A 16,207-nucleotide genomic window follows, 5' to 3' on the forward strand; every position below is an offset into this window, starting at 1 on the left:
TCGGGGTACTCCTCAGCGCGAACTGGCCCTAAAGCCGCCAGCCGCGCTGTGCTAATATCCCGTCCCTGTTCACTATTGTCATATGGGTTGCCCATGAAGTTGTCCATGCCGCGTTTCGATCAAGCCCCGGTACTGGTGGTCGGCGATGTCATGCTCGACCGCTACTGGCATGGCGGTACGTCGCGTATTTCGCCGGAAGCGCCAGTGCCGGTGGTCAAGGTCGATCAGATCGAGGATCGCCCAGGCGGTGCGGCCAACGTGGCCTTGAACATCGCCGCACTGGGCGCGCCGGCGTCCCTGGTGGGCGTCACCGGGCAGGACGAAGCTGCCGACAGCCTTTCCAACAGCCTGCAGGCGGCAGGCGTGCGTTCGGTCTTCCAGCGCATTGCGCATCAGCCGACCATCGTCAAGCTGCGGGTCATGAGCCGGCACCAGCAGCTGCTGCGCATCGATTTCGAAGAATCCTTCGCCACCGACCCGGTGTCGCTCAGCGCAGAAGTCGACGGTTTGCTCGAAGGCGTCAAGGTCCTGGTGCTGTCGGACTACGGCAAGGGCGCGCTGAAAAACCACCAGGCGCTGATCCAGGCCGCACGGGCCAAGGGCATCCCGGTGCTGGCCGACCCCAAGGGCAAGGATTTCTCCGTCTATCGCGGGGCCAGCCTGATTACCCCCAACCTCAGCGAGTTCGAGAACATCGTTGGGCGTTGTACCGACGAGGCGGAGCTGGTTGCCAAAGGTTTGCAGCTGCTCCAGGAGCTGGACATGGGCGCCTTGCTGGTGACCCGTGGCGAGCACGGCATGACCTTGCTGCGCAATGGTCATCCGCCCCTGCACCTGCCAGCCCGTGCACGTGAAGTGTTCGATGTGACCGGCGCAGGCGATACGGTGATCTCCACCCTTGCCGCCGCCATTGCCGCCGGTGAAGAGCTGCCCCAGGCAGTGGCCCTGGCCAACCTGGCGGCGGGTATTGTCGTCGGCAAGCTTGGTACTGCGGCGATCAGCGCGCCGGAACTGCGCCGCGCCATCCAGCGCGAAGAAGGGTCCGAGCGCGGGGTGCTGGGCCTTGAGCAATTGCTGGTAGCGATCGACGATGCCAGGGCACACAACGAGCGTATCGTGTTCACCAATGGCTGCTTCGACATTCTGCATGCGGGCCACGTGACCTACCTGGAGCAGGCGCGCGCTCAAGGCGATCGCCTGATCGTGGCGGTCAACGACGATGCATCGGTCAGCCGGCTGAAGGGCCCGGGCCGGCCGATCAACAGCGTCGATCGCCGCATGGCCGTGTTGGCAGGCCTGGGCGCGGTGGACTGGGTGATCAGTTTCTCCGAAGGCACCCCAGAAAACCTGCTGAGCCAGGTCAAGCCGGATGTGCTGGTCAAAGGCGGCGACTACGGCATCGATCAAGTGGTTGGCGCCGACATCGTCAACGCCTATGGCGGCACCGTGAAAGTGCTGGGGTTGGTCGAAAACAGCTCCACCACTGCCATCGTCGAGAAGATCCGCAAGCACTGACAGGGCAGGGCTGCGTGGCAGCCCTTGTTGCGGCGGCGCCAGCGGCGGCGCGCTGCATGCCCGCTTCGCTCAGGGCTTGTGCAGCGAGGTACGCGCCCGCTTGAGCAGCGCTCGGGCCTTGGCACCGAACCGTTGCAGGTGGGAGGCTCGGGCAGGCTTGGGTTCAACCAGGCCTTGTTGACGCACCCAATCCTTCCAGCGTATCCGTTCCTCGTTGACCACCCAGCCCTCCTGCCGGGCGAAGCTTTCGGCCAGGTACAACCCCCGTGTGCTGGCCGGCACCAGTTCGTCTTTCTTCAGGGTATACAGCTCGGCCAGGGGTTGGCCGTCCTGTAGCGGCATCAGGTACAGGTCCGGGCGCTTGCGGTTCAGCCGCGCCACCAACTGGTCGCCCTCAAGACGTTCATCCACATGGAACAGGCTGAGCTTCTTGGCCTCCCTGGGCACTTGCAGGCGCATGTCGTAGATCAGTTGCAGCGAAGCGGTCGGCAGGTGCACGTAGGCACGGGGCCGCTCCAGCAGGACCAGGTTGCCGCAGTGGACCGGGCGGGCGGCACCGGACTGCGGGGTCAGTTGAAAATGCGGCGTTTCTCGGTAGTGCAAGGCTGCCGCATAGGGCACAGGTAGCCAGGTGTCGTTGAAGCGGCCGCCCAGCCAGCCCTCTGTGGTTTCCAGCAGGCATTCCTCGGCTACTTCCTGCACGGCGGTGTGCAATGGCAGGTTCAGTTCCTGAGCGGGCACGTAACCTGAGATCAGCTTTAGCACCACGTCGCCGCGGTCTTGGCGCCGTTGACGCACCAGCACCCAGTAGTCGCGGTTCTGCCAGCTCAGCGTCAGGCGCACCGACACACCCAAGTTGGCAAGCTCGACCACGAACCGCTGGGGATCTGCCACCGCCACCGGTTTGCGACGTTGTTGGGTCTGGGCGAAATTGAGGGGCATGCCAGTGCCCTGGTAGAGAAGGCTTTCGGCCGTGGCCTCGACATGCAGCGGCAGCGTCTTGAAGTTGCTCGGGTTCTTGCGTATCAGCGTTCGCGCCACGTTGCTCCTCCTTGCGACGGCTCGCCCGGCGCGTGGCCAGGCAGACTCAATGCTGGCCCAGGATTCGGGCGACGGTGGCCACGTTATGGGCCAGGTGCAACGGGTTGATGGTGCCCACGATAGCACTGCTGACGCCAGGGTGGGCGAAGAGCAGCTCGAAGCTGGCACGGACCGGGTCGACGCCGGGTGCCAGGCAGGCATGGCCGCTGGCCAGGGCCTTTTTGACCAGGATGGCCTTGCCGTGCTGCGCAGCGTAGTCGAGTACCGGGCGCTCTGCCTGTTCGTTCAGGTTGAAGGTGACCATGGCGCAGTCGCCTTGCTCCAAGGCCTTCAAGCCTCCGGCTACAGTCTTGCCTGAAAACCCGAAGCCCAGGATCTTGCCTTCACGCTTGAGCGTGGCCAAGGTCTCATACACCGCCTGCTGCTCGAGGATGGCCAGGTCATTACCGTCGGAGTGCACCAGCACCAGGTCGATGCGGTCGGTTTCCAGCCGGCGCAGGCTGCGCTCCACCGATCGGCGCGTGTGGGCCGCGCTGAAATCGAAACGCGATTGACCGGCGTCGTATTCCTCGCCCACCTTGCTCACCAGCACCCAGGCATCGCGCTGACCCCGCAGCAGCGGGCCAAGGCGCTCTTCACTGCGGCCATAGGCCGGAGCGGTATCTAGCAGGTTGATGCCCAGGTCGCGGGCCTGGCCAAGCAGCAGCCTGGCTTCATCGTCGCCGGGGATGGTGAAGCCTGAAGGGTATTTCACGCCCTGGTCCCGGCCAAGCTTGACCGTGCCCAGCCCCAGGGGCGAAACCTGCAAGCCCGTGCTGCCCAGGGGGCGGTGCAAACCGTGGAGAGTTGGCAAGCTCATGGCAGGAGGGTCTCCCATGCAGGCTGGCCCAGCGGCGGGCGCGGCAAGTCGGTCAGGTCGGCCTGGGCCTGAGGTTGCACGGCGTCGCGTTGCAACTGGCGGATAACCCGGTCGCTGAAGTCAGGTGCCAGGGCCAGCTTGGTAGGCCAGCCCACCAGCAGCCGTTGCTGTTCGGCAAGAAACGCATTGTCCGGGCGCACCAGGCCGGACTGGGCAGGCTCGGCACGGTCCACTCGCAACGTGGCCCAGTGCAACTGGCTTTGATCCACCCAGGGCAGCAGGCTGGCCACTTCTTTCTGCGCGGCGGCGATCTGCGCGGCCGGCTCGCGGGCCACGCCATCGGCTTCGGCCAGTTCGCCGCCCAGGTACCACACCCACTGTCCGTCGGCGGCCGGGTGGGTGGTGACCGTCATCCGCGGCTTGGGGCCTGCGCCCAGGCAATGGGCATAAAGTGGCTTGAGGTTGGCTCCCTTGACCATCACCATGTGCAGGGGGCGGGTTTGCATGGCGGGCTGCTCGAGCCCCAGTGCCTGCAACAGGTCCGCGATGCCGGCGCCCGCGCTGAGCACGATGCGCTGGGCGCGGATGTCACGCCCGTCCACACGCAGGCCCACCAGCTCGCCCTCGTCGCGCAGCGGCTCGATGCGTTCGCCCGCCAGGAGGCTGTCACCGGCCAGTTCGGCCAGGTTGGTCAGCAGGCTGGGCACGTCGATCACCAGTTCGGCCAACCGATAGACCTTGCCCTTGAAGGCACGGTCCTGCAACGCCGCAGGCAATTGGTCGCCTTTGACCTGATCCACCCGGCCGCGCACCGCCTTGCTGGCGAAGAAGCTGGTGAGATTGCCGGCCAGGGTGCCTGGAGACCACAGGTAGTGCGCATCGGACAGCAGGCGCGTATGGCGCAGGTCCAGTTCGCCGTTGCCTGCCAAGGCTTCGCGCCAGCGGCGCGGCATGTCGGCAATCGCCTCCGAGGCGCCGGTCAGCGCCCCATGCAGCGCGTACTTGGTGCCGCCATGGATGATGCCCTGGGACTTGAGCGTCTGTGCGCCGCCTACCGTGGCGCGCTCCACCAGCACTGTCGAATAACCCAGGCGGCGCAAGCGGGCATTGAGCCAGAGGCCTGCGACCCCGGCGCCGACGATCAGCACGTCAGTGGAAATGGCAGATGGCATGGCGATACCTCGAAAACTGGGACAGCTGGCAAGTATACAGGCTCAGGGTCGGATGCACGGGCTGGCGTGCGCCACGCATCCTGACGCTGCTGCCACGGCCCGGCTCAGTGCCCCGTGGTCTTGGAGAACAGCTGAATCACCACCACGCCGCCGACGATCATCGCCATGCCGAGCATCGCCGGGATGTCCAGTTTCTGCCCATAGAGCACCAGTGCCGCCACGCTGATCAGCACGATACCCAGCCCCGACCAGATCGCGTAGGCGATGCCCACCGGGATGCTGCGCACCACCAGCGTCAGCATCCAGAACGCGATGGCGTAGCCCGCCACCATCAGCAGCAGAGGCAATGGGGTGCTAAGGCCTTTGACAGCCTTCATGGAGGCGGTGGCGACGACTTCGGCGCAGATGGCAATCGCGAGGTAGGTGTAGGCATTCATGGCGGTTCTCCAGTGGATGGGCGCATTCTAGGCCGTACTCGAATGCGGTAAAGTCATTACCTATCTGGTAAGGAGATAGGTGAATGGCCGAGCAATGGAGTCTGGATCAGTTGCGCACGTTCATGCGCGTGGCTGAGCTGCGTTCGTTTTCTGCCGTTGCGCGCGAACAGCACAAGGCTCAATCAGCGGTCAGCAACGCCATCGCCCTGCTCGAAACGGACCTTGGGGTCACCCTGTTCGAACGCAGCAGTGGGCGCCAGCCGAAGCTCACCGCAAACGGCGAAGCGCTGCTTGCCGATGCCCGCGAGCTGCTGCGCCAGTGCGAGCGTCTGGATGGGCGGGCCTTGGCGTTGATGCGTGGCCAGGAAGCACTGCTGCGGGTGGCGCAGGATGAGGCGATGCCGTATCAGCCTGTCATCGACAGCCTGGATGAGTTGGCAACCCGTTACCCCTTTCTGGAAGTTCAACTGGCCAGCGGCGCGCAGGGCGACGTCGCACGCAAGCTGGTGGAGCGGCGTGCCGACCTGGGGTTGTTCTTTCACCATGAGCGCGTACCGGCGTCGCTGGAACGGCGGGCCTTGGGTAGCGTGGAAATGGTCACGGTCTGCGCCGTCGGCCACCCCTTGGCGCAGGCCGGCCGGGCGGACCGACAGCAACTGGCACGCCATCGCCAGCTGCTGATCACCCCCCAGCAGAGCGGTTACCCGGGGGGTGAGGCGATCAGCCCACAGGTGTGGCGGGCCGACAGCTTCTATGCCATGGCCGAACTGCTGATGCGCGGGCTGGGCTGGGCCTGGCTGCCGCGGCATGTGGTGCAGTACCCCACCTATCAGGCGCATATGGTGGAGCTGGCCAGCGACTGGCGGCCACCGGCGCTGGTGGTGGAGCTGGCCTGGCGTCGGGACGAGCCGCTGGGGCCTGCGGCGCAGTGGCTGGCCGAGCGCTTTGCGGTGCATTTGCGTGCGATCGGGTAAACTGCGTCGCCATGAACAGAACTCTCTACACCTTGCTGTTTCACCTTGCCCTGCCACTGCTTGCACTTCGCCTGTACCTACGCGCGCGCAAGGCGCCGGCCTACGGGCGCCGTATCGGCGAGCGCTTTGCCATCAAGCTGCCGACGATGCGCAAGGGCGGCATATGGGTCCATGCGGTTTCCGTAGGCGAAAGCATCGCAGCTGCCCCCATGGTGCGCGCACTGCTAAAGGCCTACCCTGAGCTGCCGATCACACTGACGTGCATGACGCCCACCGGTTCGGAGCGCATTGGCGCCCTGTTCGCCGATGAGCCGCGGGTCCAGCATTGCTACTTGCCATACGACCTGCCGTGGGCGGCGGGGCGCTTTCTCGACCATGTGCAGCCAAGGCTGGGCGTGATCATGGAAACCGAACTCTGGCCCAATCACATCCATCAATGCGCCAGGCGCGGTATTCCCGTGGCGCTGGCCAATGCGCGCCTGTCCGAACGCTCGGCCCGTGGCTACGGGCGGTTTGCCAGGCTGACCCGGCCCATGCTGGCCGAAATGAGCCTGATTGCCGCGCAGACCGAGGTGGAGGCCCAGCGCTTTCTGGCACTCGGCGCGCGTGCTGCCTGCGTGCAGGTCACCGGCTCCATCAAGTTCGACCTGAAGATCGATGAGCAGCTGGTGCCGCGCGCCCAGGCTTTGCGCCAGCAATGGGCCGCCACTTCGCGCCCGGTGTGGATTGCCGCCAGCACACACGACGGCGAAGATGCCCTGATCCTCCAGGCACACCAGCAGTTGCTGCAGGTGCATGGGGATGCGTTGCTGATCCTGGTGCCCCGGCATCCCGAGCGCTTTGACGCGGTTCATGCCATCTGCAGTCAGCAGTTTGCCACGGTGCGTCGCTCTACCGGGCTACCGGTGCTTGCCCAGACCCAGGTGCTGCTGGGCGACACCATGGGTGAATTGCTGTTCTTGTATGCCCTGGCCGACATGGCGTTCGTCGGTGGCAGCCTGGTGCCGACCGGCGGGCACAACCCGTTGGAACCGGCAGCCCTGGCGCTACCGGTGCTCATGGGGCCGCACGTGTTCAACTTCCTCGAAATCAGCGCCATGCTGCGCGAGGCGGGTGCGTTGCAGCAGGTCGATGACGCTCAGGGGTTGGCCGGTGCCGTGCAACGGCTGGTCGAATTACCGCAAGATGCCCGGCGCATGGGTGAGGCGGGTAGGGCAGTGATGAGGGCCAACCAAGGGGCGCTGCAGCGCTTGCTGAAGGGGTTGGGAAGGCTGATGCCCTGAGCGCTCACTGTCGGGGCGATGGTTGCGGTTGGCGTGATCAGGGCCGCTTTGCGGCCCATCGCCGGCAAGCCGGCTCCCCCAGATGAGGCTGCCCGTCCTCAGGGCTTACGCTCGAAATTCTTCGCCGCCGCTGCCGCCAGGTCCGGTGGCAGGAAATCCTTGTCCGGGTTGTAGTCGGGTTTCAGGTAGCGCTTGAGGTCCTGCAAGTCTTGCGGGCTCAGCGTGCCGGCCGCCTGTTTCAGGCTCAGGTTGTCGAGGATGTAGGCGTACCGGCTGTTGTTGTAGTCGCGCACAGAGGTGTACAGCTGGCGCTGGGCGTCGAGCACATCGACGATGTTGCGGGTGCCCACCTGGTAGCCGATTTCGGTAGCCTCGAGCGCGCTCTGGTTGGAGATGATCGACTGCTTGCGCGCCTGTACCTGTTCGACGTCGGTGTTCACCGCACGGTGCAGGTTGCGGGTGTTCTCCACCACCTGACGGCGCAGGCTTTCGCGCTGCTGTTCGCTCTGGCTGAGGCGCTGGTAGGCTTCGCGTACCTGTGAACTGGTCAGCCCGCCGCTGTAGATGGGAATGTTCAACTGCAGGCCAACGGTGGTCTGCTCCACGTCGCCCCCATACCGAACACCCAGCGGCGATGGGTTGCTGAAGCCCAGGTTGTCGTTGTCACCTTTCTGGTATTTGGCCACGGCATCGACGGTCGGGGCGTGACCGGCCTTGCGCTGACGCAACGTTTCTTCCGCCGCAGACACCGCGTAGTTGGTCGCCAACAGGTTGAGGTTCTGCCGGCCGGCGGTTTCGACCCAGGCCTTGGCGTCGTTGGGCACGGGCACCTGCACCGGCAGGCTGTGGACTACACCCTGGATAGCGGTGTACTCCCGATTGGTCAGGGTGACCAACGCCTGGAAAGCATCCTGCACCTGACGGTCGGCGATGATGCGGTTGGCGCGGGCCGTGTCATAGCTGGCCTGGGACTGCAGCACGTCGGTCTTGTCCGAAAGCCCCACGTCGAAACGTTCGTTGGACTGGTCGAGCTGACGCTTGAGGGCCGCTTCCTCGGCCTTGCTGGCCGCCAGGTTGTCCTGCGCACGCAGCACCGCAAAGTAGCTTTGCGCAGTCTGCAGGATCAGGTTCTGCTCGGTGGCAGACAGCTCCAGCGCGGCCTGTTCGTTGACGGCCTCGGCCGCTTGCAACTGGAACCAGCGGTCAGCGCGGAAGATGGGCTGGGCCAGGGTCGCGCTCCAGGCATTGCCGCTGCGGTTGGATGTGATCGACGGCTCGTCGAGCTTGGTGCGGGTGCTTTGCATCTCGGCACCGGCCGACAGGTTGGGCAGCAAGCCGGCACGGGCCTGGGGCACGATTTCGCGGCGCGCGCCGTAGTCGGCGCGGGCGGCTGCCAGGTCGGCGTTGTTCTCTACCGCTTCCTGGTAAACGCTCACCAGATCGGTCTTCACCGTTGCCGGTACGTCCGCCGCCCAGGCCATCGTATGGGACGCACAAGACACGGCCAAGGCCAGTGAGAGTTTGCGCAGCATAGGGGCAATCCTTGTACGAAATGTAATTACTGAACTGTTGAGTTTTGCTTGATGACGCAGTGTAGTGCCACGCGCTCCGGGCAACAATCACCCTGATGCCGTTGATCATTCCCGGGATTGCTCGCTTGGCTTTGCCGGCAACTCCAGTCTAGACTGCGCATGTTCTTGTCGGGGTGCCTTGAAGCAAAGGCTGAGATCGCATAGGTGCGGATCCCGTTGAACCTGATCAGGTTAGCGCCTGCGTAGGGAACAAGATTGCTCGCCTTCCCGGGGAGCCTCTTGTGCCAGGTCCGGGAAAGCATCGGCTGTTTGCAGCCCATGACACCCCGTCTTTGGCACCGCACCCGTCTAGGAGTGCGTCCGCGTCCTTCAGGTTCACCCCGACATTCCACTGCTAGGAAGCCGTCTGGAGAGCCTGTGATGACCCAACAAGAAAAAGCGATGAACCTCAGCGAATCGGCGCAAGTCGATCAGCAGTCCGTGCAGCCGTTTCCGCGCTCGCGCAAGGTCTATGTCCAGGGCTCGCGCCCGGATATTCGCGTACCGATGCGCGCGATCAGCCTGGCCGACACGCCCACCGATTTCGGGGGCGAGCGTAATGCGCCCGTGCTGGTCTACGACACTTCCGGCCCCTACACCGACCCAGAGGTGTTGATCGACGTGCGCAAGGGCCTGGCCGACGTGCGTTCGGCCTGGATCGATGCACGCGGTGACACCGAGCGCCTGAACGGCCTGAGCTCCCACTTCGGCCAGCAGCGCCTGAACGACGCCGAGCTGGCCAAGCTGCGCTTCGCCCATGTCCGCAACCCGCGTCGTGCCAAGCCAGGCGCCAATGTGTCGCAGATGCACTACGCCCGCCAGGGCATCATCACCGCCGAGATGGAATACGTGGCCATCCGCGAGAACATGAAGCTGCAGGAGGCCCGGGCGGCAGGCCTGCTCGATACGCAGCATGCCGGTCACAGCTTCGGCGCCAGCATTCCCAAGGAAATCACCCCCGAGTTCGTGCGCGAGGAAGTGGCCCGTGGCCGCGCCATCATTCCGGCCAACATCAACCACACCGAGCTGGAGCCGATGATCATCGGCCGCAACTTCCTGGTGAAGATCAACGGCAACATCGGCAACAGTGCGCTGGGTTCGTCCATCGAAGAAGAGGTGGCCAAGCTCACTTGGGGCATTCGCTGGGGTTCGGACACCGTCATGGACTTGTCCACCGGCAAGCACATCCATGAAACCCGCGAATGGATCATTCGCAACTCCCCCGTGCCCATCGGCACCGTGCCCATCTACCAGGCATTGGAAAAGGTCGGTGGCGTGGCCGAGGACCTGACCTGGGAGCTGTTTCGCGACACGCTGATCGAACAAGCCGAGCAGGGCGTGGATTATTTCACCATCCATGCCGGGGTGCTGCTGCGCTATGTACCGCTGACCGCCAAGCGCGTCACCGGCATCGTCAGCCGGGGTGGTTCGATCATGGCCAAGTGGTGTCTGGCGCATCACCAGGAGAACTTCCTGTACACCCACTTCGATGAAATCTGCGAAATCATGAAGGCCTACGACGTCAGCTTCTCGCTGGGCGATGGCCTGCGCCCGGGCTCGATCGCCGATGCCAACGATGCGGCGCAGTTTGGCGAGCTGGAAACCCTGGGCGAGCTGACCAAGATTGCCTGGAAGCACGATGTGCAGTGCATGATCGAAGGCCCCGGCCATGTGCCGATGCAGTTGATCAAGGAGAACATGGACAAGCAGCTCGAATGCTGTGACGAAGCGCCGTTCTACACCTTGGGCCCGCTGACCACCGACATCGCCCCTGGCTACGACCACATCACTTCCGGCATCGGAGCGGCCATGATCGGCTGGTTCGGCTGCGCCATGCTCTGCTATGTCACGCCCAAGGAACACCTGGGGCTGCCCGACAAGGACGACGTCAAGACCGGCATCATCACCTACAAGATTGCGGCCCATGCAGCCGACCTGGCCAAAGGTCACCCAGGGGCCCAGATTCGCGACAACGCGCTGTCGAAGGCGCGCTTCGAGTTTCGCTGGGAAGACCAGTTCAACCTGGGGCTGGACCCCGACACGGCGCGTGCCTTCCATGATGAGACCCTGCCCAAGGAGTCGGCCAAGGTGGCGCATTTCTGCTCCATGTGCGGGCCGAAGTTCTGCTCCATGAAGATCACCCAGGAGGTGCGTGAATACGCTGCCCGGATCGAAACCGTGGACGTCTCGGTGGAGCAGGGCATGCGCGAGCAGGCCGAGCGCTTCCGCCAAGCCGGCAGCCAGCTGTACCACAAGGTCTGAGGCCCAGCCTTTGGGCCAAGGTGGGCGCCACTCAGGCCGCGAAGCAGGGACCTGGTTAGCGGCCTGCCTTGCGCCCACCCCAACAATCACATTGCCGAGTGCGAGCAAGCATGACCACGTCCAGTCAATTTTCCCCTGATCATCCCATTCCCAACGGCCAGCGCGTATTCGGTGGTCGCGACCTGTTTTCACTGTGGTTTTCCCTAGGCATCGGCCTGATGGTGCTGCAAGTCGGTGCCATGCTGGCGCCGGGCCTTGGCCTGTCCGGGGCCATCCTGGCCATCGTCCTGGGCACCGGGGTCGGTGTGCTGTTGCTGGGTGCTGCCGGTGTGATCGGCAGCGACACCGGTTTGTCCGCCATGGGTACGCTCAAGCTCAGCCTGGGGGCGCAGGGTGCGCGCTTGCCAGCGCTGCTCAACGTATTGCAGCTGATAGGCTGGGGCGCCTTCGAGATCATCGTGATGCGCGATGCCGCCAGCCTGTTGGGTGCGCGAGCCTTCGGTGAGGGCAGCATCTGGAACAGCCCGGTGCTATGGACGCTGTGTTTTGGCGCGCTGGCCACCGTGCTGGCGGTCAGTGGACCGTTGGCTTTCGTGCGCAAGATCCTGCGGGCCTGGGGCATCTGGCTGCTGCTGGGCGCCTGTGTCTGGCTGACCTGGAACCTGTTCGCCAAGGCCGACCTGGCGATGTTGTGGCAGCGCGGCGGGGATGGGTCGATGTCGCTGGCCGTGGGCTTTGACATCGTCATCGCCATGCCCCTGTCCTGGCTGCCGCTGATTGCCGACTATTCGCGTTTTGCCCGCGACGGCAGGCAGGTGTTCGGCAGCACGGTGGTGGGGTATTTCATCGGCAACACCTGGTTGATGAGCCTGGGGGTGGCCTATACCCTGGCCTTCGCGGCGCAAGGCGAAGTCAATGCCCTGCTGCTGGCGCTCGCTGGGGCGGGCATGGGTATTCCGTTGCTACTGATTCTGCTCGACGAATCGGAAAAAGCCTTCGCCGACATTCATTCGGCGGCGGTCTCCGCCGGCGTGCTGGCACGCGTGAAGGTTGAACACCTGGCCCTGGCCATCGGCGTGCTGTGCACCCTGATCGCCCTGTTGGCACCGCTTGCCCAGTACGAAAACTTCCTGCTACTGATCGGCTCGGTGTTCGCCCCACTGTTCGGTGTGGTGCTGACGGACCATTACTGGGTTCGCCGTCGCAGCATTCCAGCCCATGTGGGGGCGCTGCACTGGCCGGCATTGCTGGCATGGGCGGCAGGCGTGGCGGCGTATCACATCATCGCCGCCCAGGCGCCGGACCTGGGCGCGACCCTGCCGGCGTTGGTGCTGGCAGGTGTGTTGTATGGCGTATTGAACTTCAGCCGCGGCCGGGGAACAGTTCGGGCTTGATCACGCCATTGAGGCGTGGGTAGGGAATTTTCAGCTCCACATGGCCCATGGAATACGGCGCGATGGCGTACACCTCGTACTTCACCACCACCGCGCCGTAGGTCAGAGCGATATGCGGCGAGCGCTTGAATGGCCAGGTTTTGATGAACTCGGCATCCTTGTCCATGCCGACACTCATCAGCCAGGCCCGGTGTGATTCCTCCACCGTCTTCCAGAACGTTTCTTCCTGGCCGGGGACCAGCATGTCCTGCAGGGTCAGGACCTTGTCCAGCTTGCGTGAATAGTTGATGAACGCACGACCTGGCATGCCATGGGCGCCACCGGTATCCAGGTAGCTGGACAGCTCGATGATCACCAGCCCGTCATGCTGTTCGCGTACTTTGGCCTGCAGGTAGCTGCTGTTGCGCTTCTCGGCGTTGGACAGGTAGTGCTGTTCGTAGGCTTGCAGCGTTGTCGGTGCCGCCCCGTGCTGGTTGTCCTCGGTCAGTTGCAGCAGACGCTTTTCGACAATGCCGTCGAGCTTGGGCAACGCCGGGAAATGCACGGTGTCAATATTCACCAACGGGCAATCACGCTCGCTGCAGCCTGGCTTGACGTGTTCCCAGGCTTCGCGCTTGACCTCGAGCGGCGCTCGGTAGTTGGGGGCGAACAGGCTCTGGCATGCGCCCAGCGCCAAGGCCAGCACAGCGATGGATGTCAGTTTGACAAGTGTCATGATGATCCTTGCAAGAACAGGGAAAAGTCGGCCTTTGACCGTCGGCATGGCCTTCAGTTCGCCACTAAGCTAACAGAGACCGGGCCTGCTGTGCCATGTACGCCAACGGTTGTCGCCGGGGGGTGAAACGTGCCAGCGTGCAGAGTAGGATGGCGCGATGCAGCAGCGATGCAACGAGGATTTTCATGTCGGATACGTTGAATTCAGTGCCCCAGGCGGTCGAGATCGTCAAGCGGGACAAGTGCTTCCAGGGCTTTTATAGGCTCGACAAGCTCCACCTTCGCCATGAGCTGTTCGCCGGTGGAATGGGTCGGGAAATCAGCCGTGAGCTGTTCGTGCGCCATGACGCGGTGTGCGTTCTGCCGTACGACCCGCAGCGCGATGAAGTGGTCCTGATCGAGCAGTTTCGTGTGGGTGCCCTGGACAAGGTCGCCAACCCCTGGTTGATCGAGATGGTCGCCGGGCTGATCGACAAGGATGAGCAACCTGAAGAGGTGGCGCACCGCGAGGCCGAGGAAGAGGCCGGCCTGACCTTCAGCGCGCTGTGGCCGATGACGCGCTATTTTCCTTCGCCAGGCGGCAGTGACGAATACGTCCACCTGTTCCTGGGCCGCTGCAGCGCCGAGGGTGCCGGCGGCCTGCACGGGCTGGAGTCCGAAGGCGAGGACATCCGGGTGCGCGTGTGGTCGTTCGAGGATGCCTTGCAGGCGGTACGCGACGGGCGCATCTGTAATGCCGCGACCATCATCGGCTTGCAATGGCTTGCCCTGAACCGCGACGAAGTTCGAGGTATGTGGAAGTGAACCTGTTGCGCGAGCGCTACCGGGTCGACCTGGCCGGGTTGCAGGCCGCCTGCGAGGCCAACTATGCCCGGCTGATTCGCCTGCTCCCGGACATGCGCACCACCCAGAGTTCGCGCAGCATCGGCATGACCCAGGGCGACCAGATGCTGGGCGTGCTGGTGCTCGACGTGGTCCTGGCCTGCCCCTATACCACCACGCTGCGCATACGCCAGGAGCACAGTCTGCCCTGGCTGCCGGTCCCGGTCATGGAGGTGCAGGTGTACCACGATGCCCGCATGGCCGAAGTGGTGAGTGCTGAGCACGCCCGGCGCTTGCGTAGCATCTATCCTTACCCCAACGCCGCCATGCATCAGCCGGACGAGAAAGCCCAGCTGAACCTGTTCCTGGGTGAATGGCTTTCCCACTGCCTGGCCTGCGGCCACGAACTGGTAAGCGCTCGCTGAAAGGAGACGGCCTTGCCGCACTCGAACCCTGCCGGCACCGTTAACGTGGTGCACCTGACCGACGCCCATCTGTTCGCCAGCCCCGAGGGCAGCATGCTGGGCCTCAATACCCGCGACAGCCTGCGCCATGTGGTGCAGCAGGCGTTGCGCGAGCAGCACGACACGCACCTGCTGGTGTGCACGGGGGACCTGTCCCAGGACGCCAGCGTTGCGTCCTACGCAGCCTTTGAGCAATTGACCGCAGGCTTTGCCGCGCCGGCGCGCTGGCTACCGGGCAACCATGACGAAGCGCAGGTGATGGCGCAGGTGGCGCCCGAGTTGGTGCAGCCGGTTACCGACATCGGGGTCTGGCGCATCGTCATGCTCGACACGGCAGTGCCAGGGGCGGCCCATGGTTGGCTGCAGGACGCCCAGCTCAGTGTGTTGGAGGCGGCCTTACGCACGGCAGGGGAGCGCCATTGCCTGGTGTGCCTGCACCATCAACCGGTCGACATCGGCTGCGCATGGATCGCCCCCATCGGCCTGCGCAACGCCGATGCGCTGTTCGCCGTGCTCGATCGTCATCCCCAGGTGCGCGCGCTGTTGTGGGGGCACGTGCATCAGGAATGGGATCAATGGCGCGGCGACCTGCGGCTGCTGGCCACGCCTTCGACCTGCATTCAGTTCGCGCCAGGCAGTGAGGATTTCGAGGTGAGTCAGCAGCATCCTGGCTACCGCTGGATCCGCCTGCATGCTGATGGGACGGTGGACACGGGGGTGGAGCGGGCGCTGGATTTCGAGGTCAGGCTCGATTTCGATAGCCCCGGGTATTGAACCGCGAGGCCGCTCCATTGGCCGTGTGGTGCCTGAGCTGACGGGCTCTTGGGCTTGTGGGCCCAACTGTCTGGTGCCGTATCAGCAAGCCAGCACATTGCCGTGTAGATGCCGGTCAGACGCCCATCCCGCCGCTTACACCAAAGCTGCGAATCCTCTCAGTGACTCTTCACCCTGCCCGTCGGGGAATGTGTTTCAGAAAAACCGGCGCGGCGCCAAAACCTTGCGAACGCGATACACTGCGCGTCCCTGCGCCTGCCTACAGGCGCAACGCTACAGCTTTCGGGGAGCAGCATGTCGGGTTCCATCCTTTATATACACGGCTTCAACAGTTCGCCGTTGTCAGCCAAGGCCAGGCAGCTTCAGGCCGTCATGCAGCACCTCGGGCTGATCGACCGGCTGCGCCTGCCAGCGCTGCATCACCACCCCCGCCAGGCCATCGAGCAGCTTGAAGGCTGCATCGCCGAACTGGACGCGCCGTTGCTGGTGGGCAGCTCACTGGGCGGCTACTATGCCACCTACCTGGCCGAACGCCATGGCCTCAAGGCCTTGCTGATCAATCCCGCCGTAGGGCCGCACCGCTCGTTCGACGGCTATCTGGGTACCCAGCACAACCATCACACAGGCCAGGCGTGGGAGTTGACCCTCGACCACGTCCAGGCGCTGGCCGAGCTGGAGGTCCCGCCTCCTGCGGACCCAAGCCGCTACCAGGTATGGTTGCAGACCGGTGACGAAACCCTGGACTATCGCCATGCCGAGCGGTACTACCGCCACTGCGCGCTGCGTATCCAGGCCGGTGGGGACCACAGTTTTCAAGGCTTCGCCGAGCGCCTGCCGGCCCTGCTGGCCTTCGCCGGTGTTGCCCCGACGCAGTACGCTGCACTCGATTTTTCTGTATTTTGATTTTTTTGCATTCACCAGACTG

General features: G+C 64.3%; 15 protein-coding genes and 1 riboswitch. Of the genes, 9 read left to right on the plus strand and 6 right to left on the minus strand.

Translation table 11 applies throughout. The features are described 5' to 3' along the window. The first annotated feature begins 93 nt into the window (after positions 1-93). Positions 94-1,515 (plus strand): bifunctional D-glycero-beta-D-manno-heptose-7-phosphate kinase/D-glycero-beta-D-manno-heptose 1-phosphate adenylyltransferase HldE, encoded by a 1,422-nt coding sequence (hldE, locus tag B2Y33_RS06180; RefSeq protein ID WP_027913983.1) that lies wholly within the window; start codon positions 94-96, stop codon positions 1,513-1,515. A 69-nt stretch (positions 1,516-1,584) separates the two neighbouring features. On the opposite strand, the gene B2Y33_RS06185 is transcribed toward hldE, so the two are convergent. From B2Y33_RS06185 to B2Y33_RS06200, 4 genes are all read right to left on the minus strand, one after another. Beyond that, positions 1,585-2,556 carry a hypothetical protein gene (locus B2Y33_RS06185; protein ID WP_027913982.1) on the minus strand — a complete coding sequence of 324 codons (972 nt, stop codon included), beginning with the start codon at positions 2,554-2,556 and terminating at the stop codon, positions 1,585-1,587. Positions 2,557-2,602: 46 nt separating this feature from the next. Then, positions 2,603-3,415, minus strand: coding sequence for an aldo/keto reductase (locus tag B2Y33_RS06190; protein WP_027913981.1), 813 nt, complete (start codon positions 3,413-3,415; stop codon positions 2,603-2,605). Next, entirely contained in the window at positions 3,412-4,587 is a 1,176-nt protein-coding gene (locus B2Y33_RS06195) for an NAD(P)/FAD-dependent oxidoreductase (protein ID WP_027913980.1), read from the minus strand. The genes B2Y33_RS06190 and B2Y33_RS06195 overlap by 4 nt, the downstream gene beginning before the upstream one ends. Positions 4,588-4,691: 104 nt before the next feature. After that, positions 4,692-5,024, minus strand: coding sequence for a DMT family transporter (locus B2Y33_RS06200; RefSeq protein ID WP_027913979.1), 333 nt, complete (start codon positions 5,022-5,024; stop codon positions 4,692-4,694). Between the two features lie 83 nt (positions 5,025-5,107). Here B2Y33_RS06200 and B2Y33_RS06205 point away from each other — a divergent pair, with 83 nt between their 5' ends. After that, the gene (locus tag B2Y33_RS06205; protein WP_027913978.1) at positions 5,108-5,998 is read left to right on the plus strand and encodes a LysR family transcriptional regulator; all 891 of its coding nucleotides are present in this window, start codon (positions 5,108-5,110) and stop codon (positions 5,996-5,998) included. Positions 5,999-6,009: 11 nt separating this feature from the next. Then, entirely contained in the window at positions 6,010-7,281 is a 1,272-nt protein-coding gene (waaA, locus tag B2Y33_RS06210; RefSeq protein ID WP_027913977.1) for a lipid IV(A) 3-deoxy-D-manno-octulosonic acid transferase, read from the plus strand. Positions 7,282-7,379: 98 nt separating this feature from the next. Here waaA and B2Y33_RS06215 read toward each other — a convergent pair whose 3' ends face one another. Further along, positions 7,380-8,813 (minus strand): TolC family outer membrane protein, encoded by a 1,434-nt coding sequence (locus tag B2Y33_RS06215; RefSeq protein WP_023532888.1) that lies wholly within the window; start codon positions 8,811-8,813, stop codon positions 7,380-7,382. A gap of 159 nt (positions 8,814-8,972) precedes the next feature. Further along, positions 8,973-9,079, plus strand: a riboswitch (TPP riboswitch). Positions 9,080-9,233: 154 nt separating this feature from the next. Between B2Y33_RS06215 and thiC the strand changes: the two genes are divergently transcribed. Both thiC and cytX read left to right on the plus strand, forming a co-directional pair. After that, on the plus strand, positions 9,234-11,114 hold the full coding sequence (gene thiC / locus B2Y33_RS06220) for a phosphomethylpyrimidine synthase ThiC (RefSeq protein ID WP_027913976.1): 1,881 nt from the start codon (positions 9,234-9,236) through the stop codon (positions 11,112-11,114). 110 nt (positions 11,115-11,224) lie between these two features. Continuing rightward, positions 11,225-12,508 (plus strand): putative hydroxymethylpyrimidine transporter CytX, encoded by a 1,284-nt coding sequence (gene cytX, locus B2Y33_RS06225; protein ID WP_027913975.1) that lies wholly within the window; start codon positions 11,225-11,227, stop codon positions 12,506-12,508. Here the strand turns inward: cytX and B2Y33_RS06230 are convergent. Further along, complete coding sequence (locus B2Y33_RS06230; protein WP_027913974.1) at positions 12,477-13,223, minus strand: RsiV family protein; 747 nt, start codon at positions 13,221-13,223, stop codon at positions 12,477-12,479. The two genes, cytX and B2Y33_RS06230, sit on opposite strands and share 32 nt — an antisense overlap. A gap of 185 nt (positions 13,224-13,408) precedes the next feature. Here B2Y33_RS06230 and B2Y33_RS06235 point away from each other — a divergent pair, with 185 nt between their 5' ends. From B2Y33_RS06235 to B2Y33_RS06250, 4 genes are all read left to right on the plus strand, one after another. Continuing rightward, positions 13,409-14,026 (plus strand): NUDIX domain-containing protein, encoded by a 618-nt coding sequence (locus B2Y33_RS06235; RefSeq protein WP_023532940.1) that lies wholly within the window; start codon positions 13,409-13,411, stop codon positions 14,024-14,026. Further along, positions 14,017-14,469 (plus strand): DUF1249 domain-containing protein, encoded by a 453-nt coding sequence (locus B2Y33_RS06240; RefSeq protein WP_206405190.1) that lies wholly within the window; start codon positions 14,017-14,019, stop codon positions 14,467-14,469. Before B2Y33_RS06235 ends, B2Y33_RS06240 begins: the two co-directional genes overlap by 10 nt. Positions 14,470-14,481: 12 nt before the next feature. Next, positions 14,482-15,282, plus strand: a complete 801-nt coding sequence (gene cpdA, locus B2Y33_RS06245; RefSeq protein ID WP_027913972.1) for a 3',5'-cyclic-AMP phosphodiesterase — start codon at positions 14,482-14,484, stop codon at positions 15,280-15,282. A 294-nt stretch (positions 15,283-15,576) separates the two neighbouring features. Beyond that, entirely contained in the window at positions 15,577-16,185 is a 609-nt protein-coding gene (locus B2Y33_RS06250) for a YqiA/YcfP family alpha/beta fold hydrolase (RefSeq protein ID WP_027913971.1), read from the plus strand. Positions 16,186-16,207: the final 22 nt, after the last annotated feature.

It is taken from the genome of Pseudomonas sp. UBA5666 (assembly GCF_002420785.1).
GTDB lineage: Bacteria > Pseudomonadota > Gammaproteobacteria > Pseudomonadales > Pseudomonadaceae > Aquipseudomonas > Aquipseudomonas fulva.

Coding starts and splice junctions, on each gene's coding strand:
- hldE (WP_027913983.1), top strand. CDS start 94: ATGAAGTTGTCCATGCCGCGTTTCGATCAAGCCCCGGTACTGGTGGTC.
- B2Y33_RS06190 (WP_027913981.1), bottom strand. CDS start 3,415: ATGAGCTTGCCAACTCTCCACGGTTTGCACCGCCCCCTGGGCAGCACG.
- B2Y33_RS06195 (WP_027913980.1), bottom strand. CDS start 4,587: ATGCCATCTGCCATTTCCACTGACGTGCTGATCGTCGGCGCCGGGGTC.
- B2Y33_RS06200 (WP_027913979.1), bottom strand. CDS start 5,024: ATGAATGCCTACACCTACCTCGCGATTGCCATCTGCGCCGAAGTCGTC.
- B2Y33_RS06205 (WP_027913978.1), top strand. CDS start 5,108: ATGGCCGAGCAATGGAGTCTGGATCAGTTGCGCACGTTCATGCGCGTG.
- waaA (WP_027913977.1), top strand. CDS start 6,010: ATGAACAGAACTCTCTACACCTTGCTGTTTCACCTTGCCCTGCCACTG.
- B2Y33_RS06215 (WP_023532888.1), bottom strand. CDS start 8,813: ATGCTGCGCAAACTCTCACTGGCCTTGGCCGTGTCTTGTGCGTCCCAT.
- thiC (WP_027913976.1), top strand. CDS start 9,234: ATGACCCAACAAGAAAAAGCGATGAACCTCAGCGAATCGGCGCAAGTC.
- cytX (WP_027913975.1), top strand. CDS start 11,225: ATGACCACGTCCAGTCAATTTTCCCCTGATCATCCCATTCCCAACGGC.
- B2Y33_RS06230 (WP_027913974.1), bottom strand. CDS start 13,223: ATGACACTTGTCAAACTGACATCCATCGCTGTGCTGGCCTTGGCGCTG.
- B2Y33_RS06235 (WP_023532940.1), top strand. CDS start 13,409: ATGTCGGATACGTTGAATTCAGTGCCCCAGGCGGTCGAGATCGTCAAG.
- B2Y33_RS06250 (WP_027913971.1), top strand. CDS start 15,577: ATGTCGGGTTCCATCCTTTATATACACGGCTTCAACAGTTCGCCGTTG.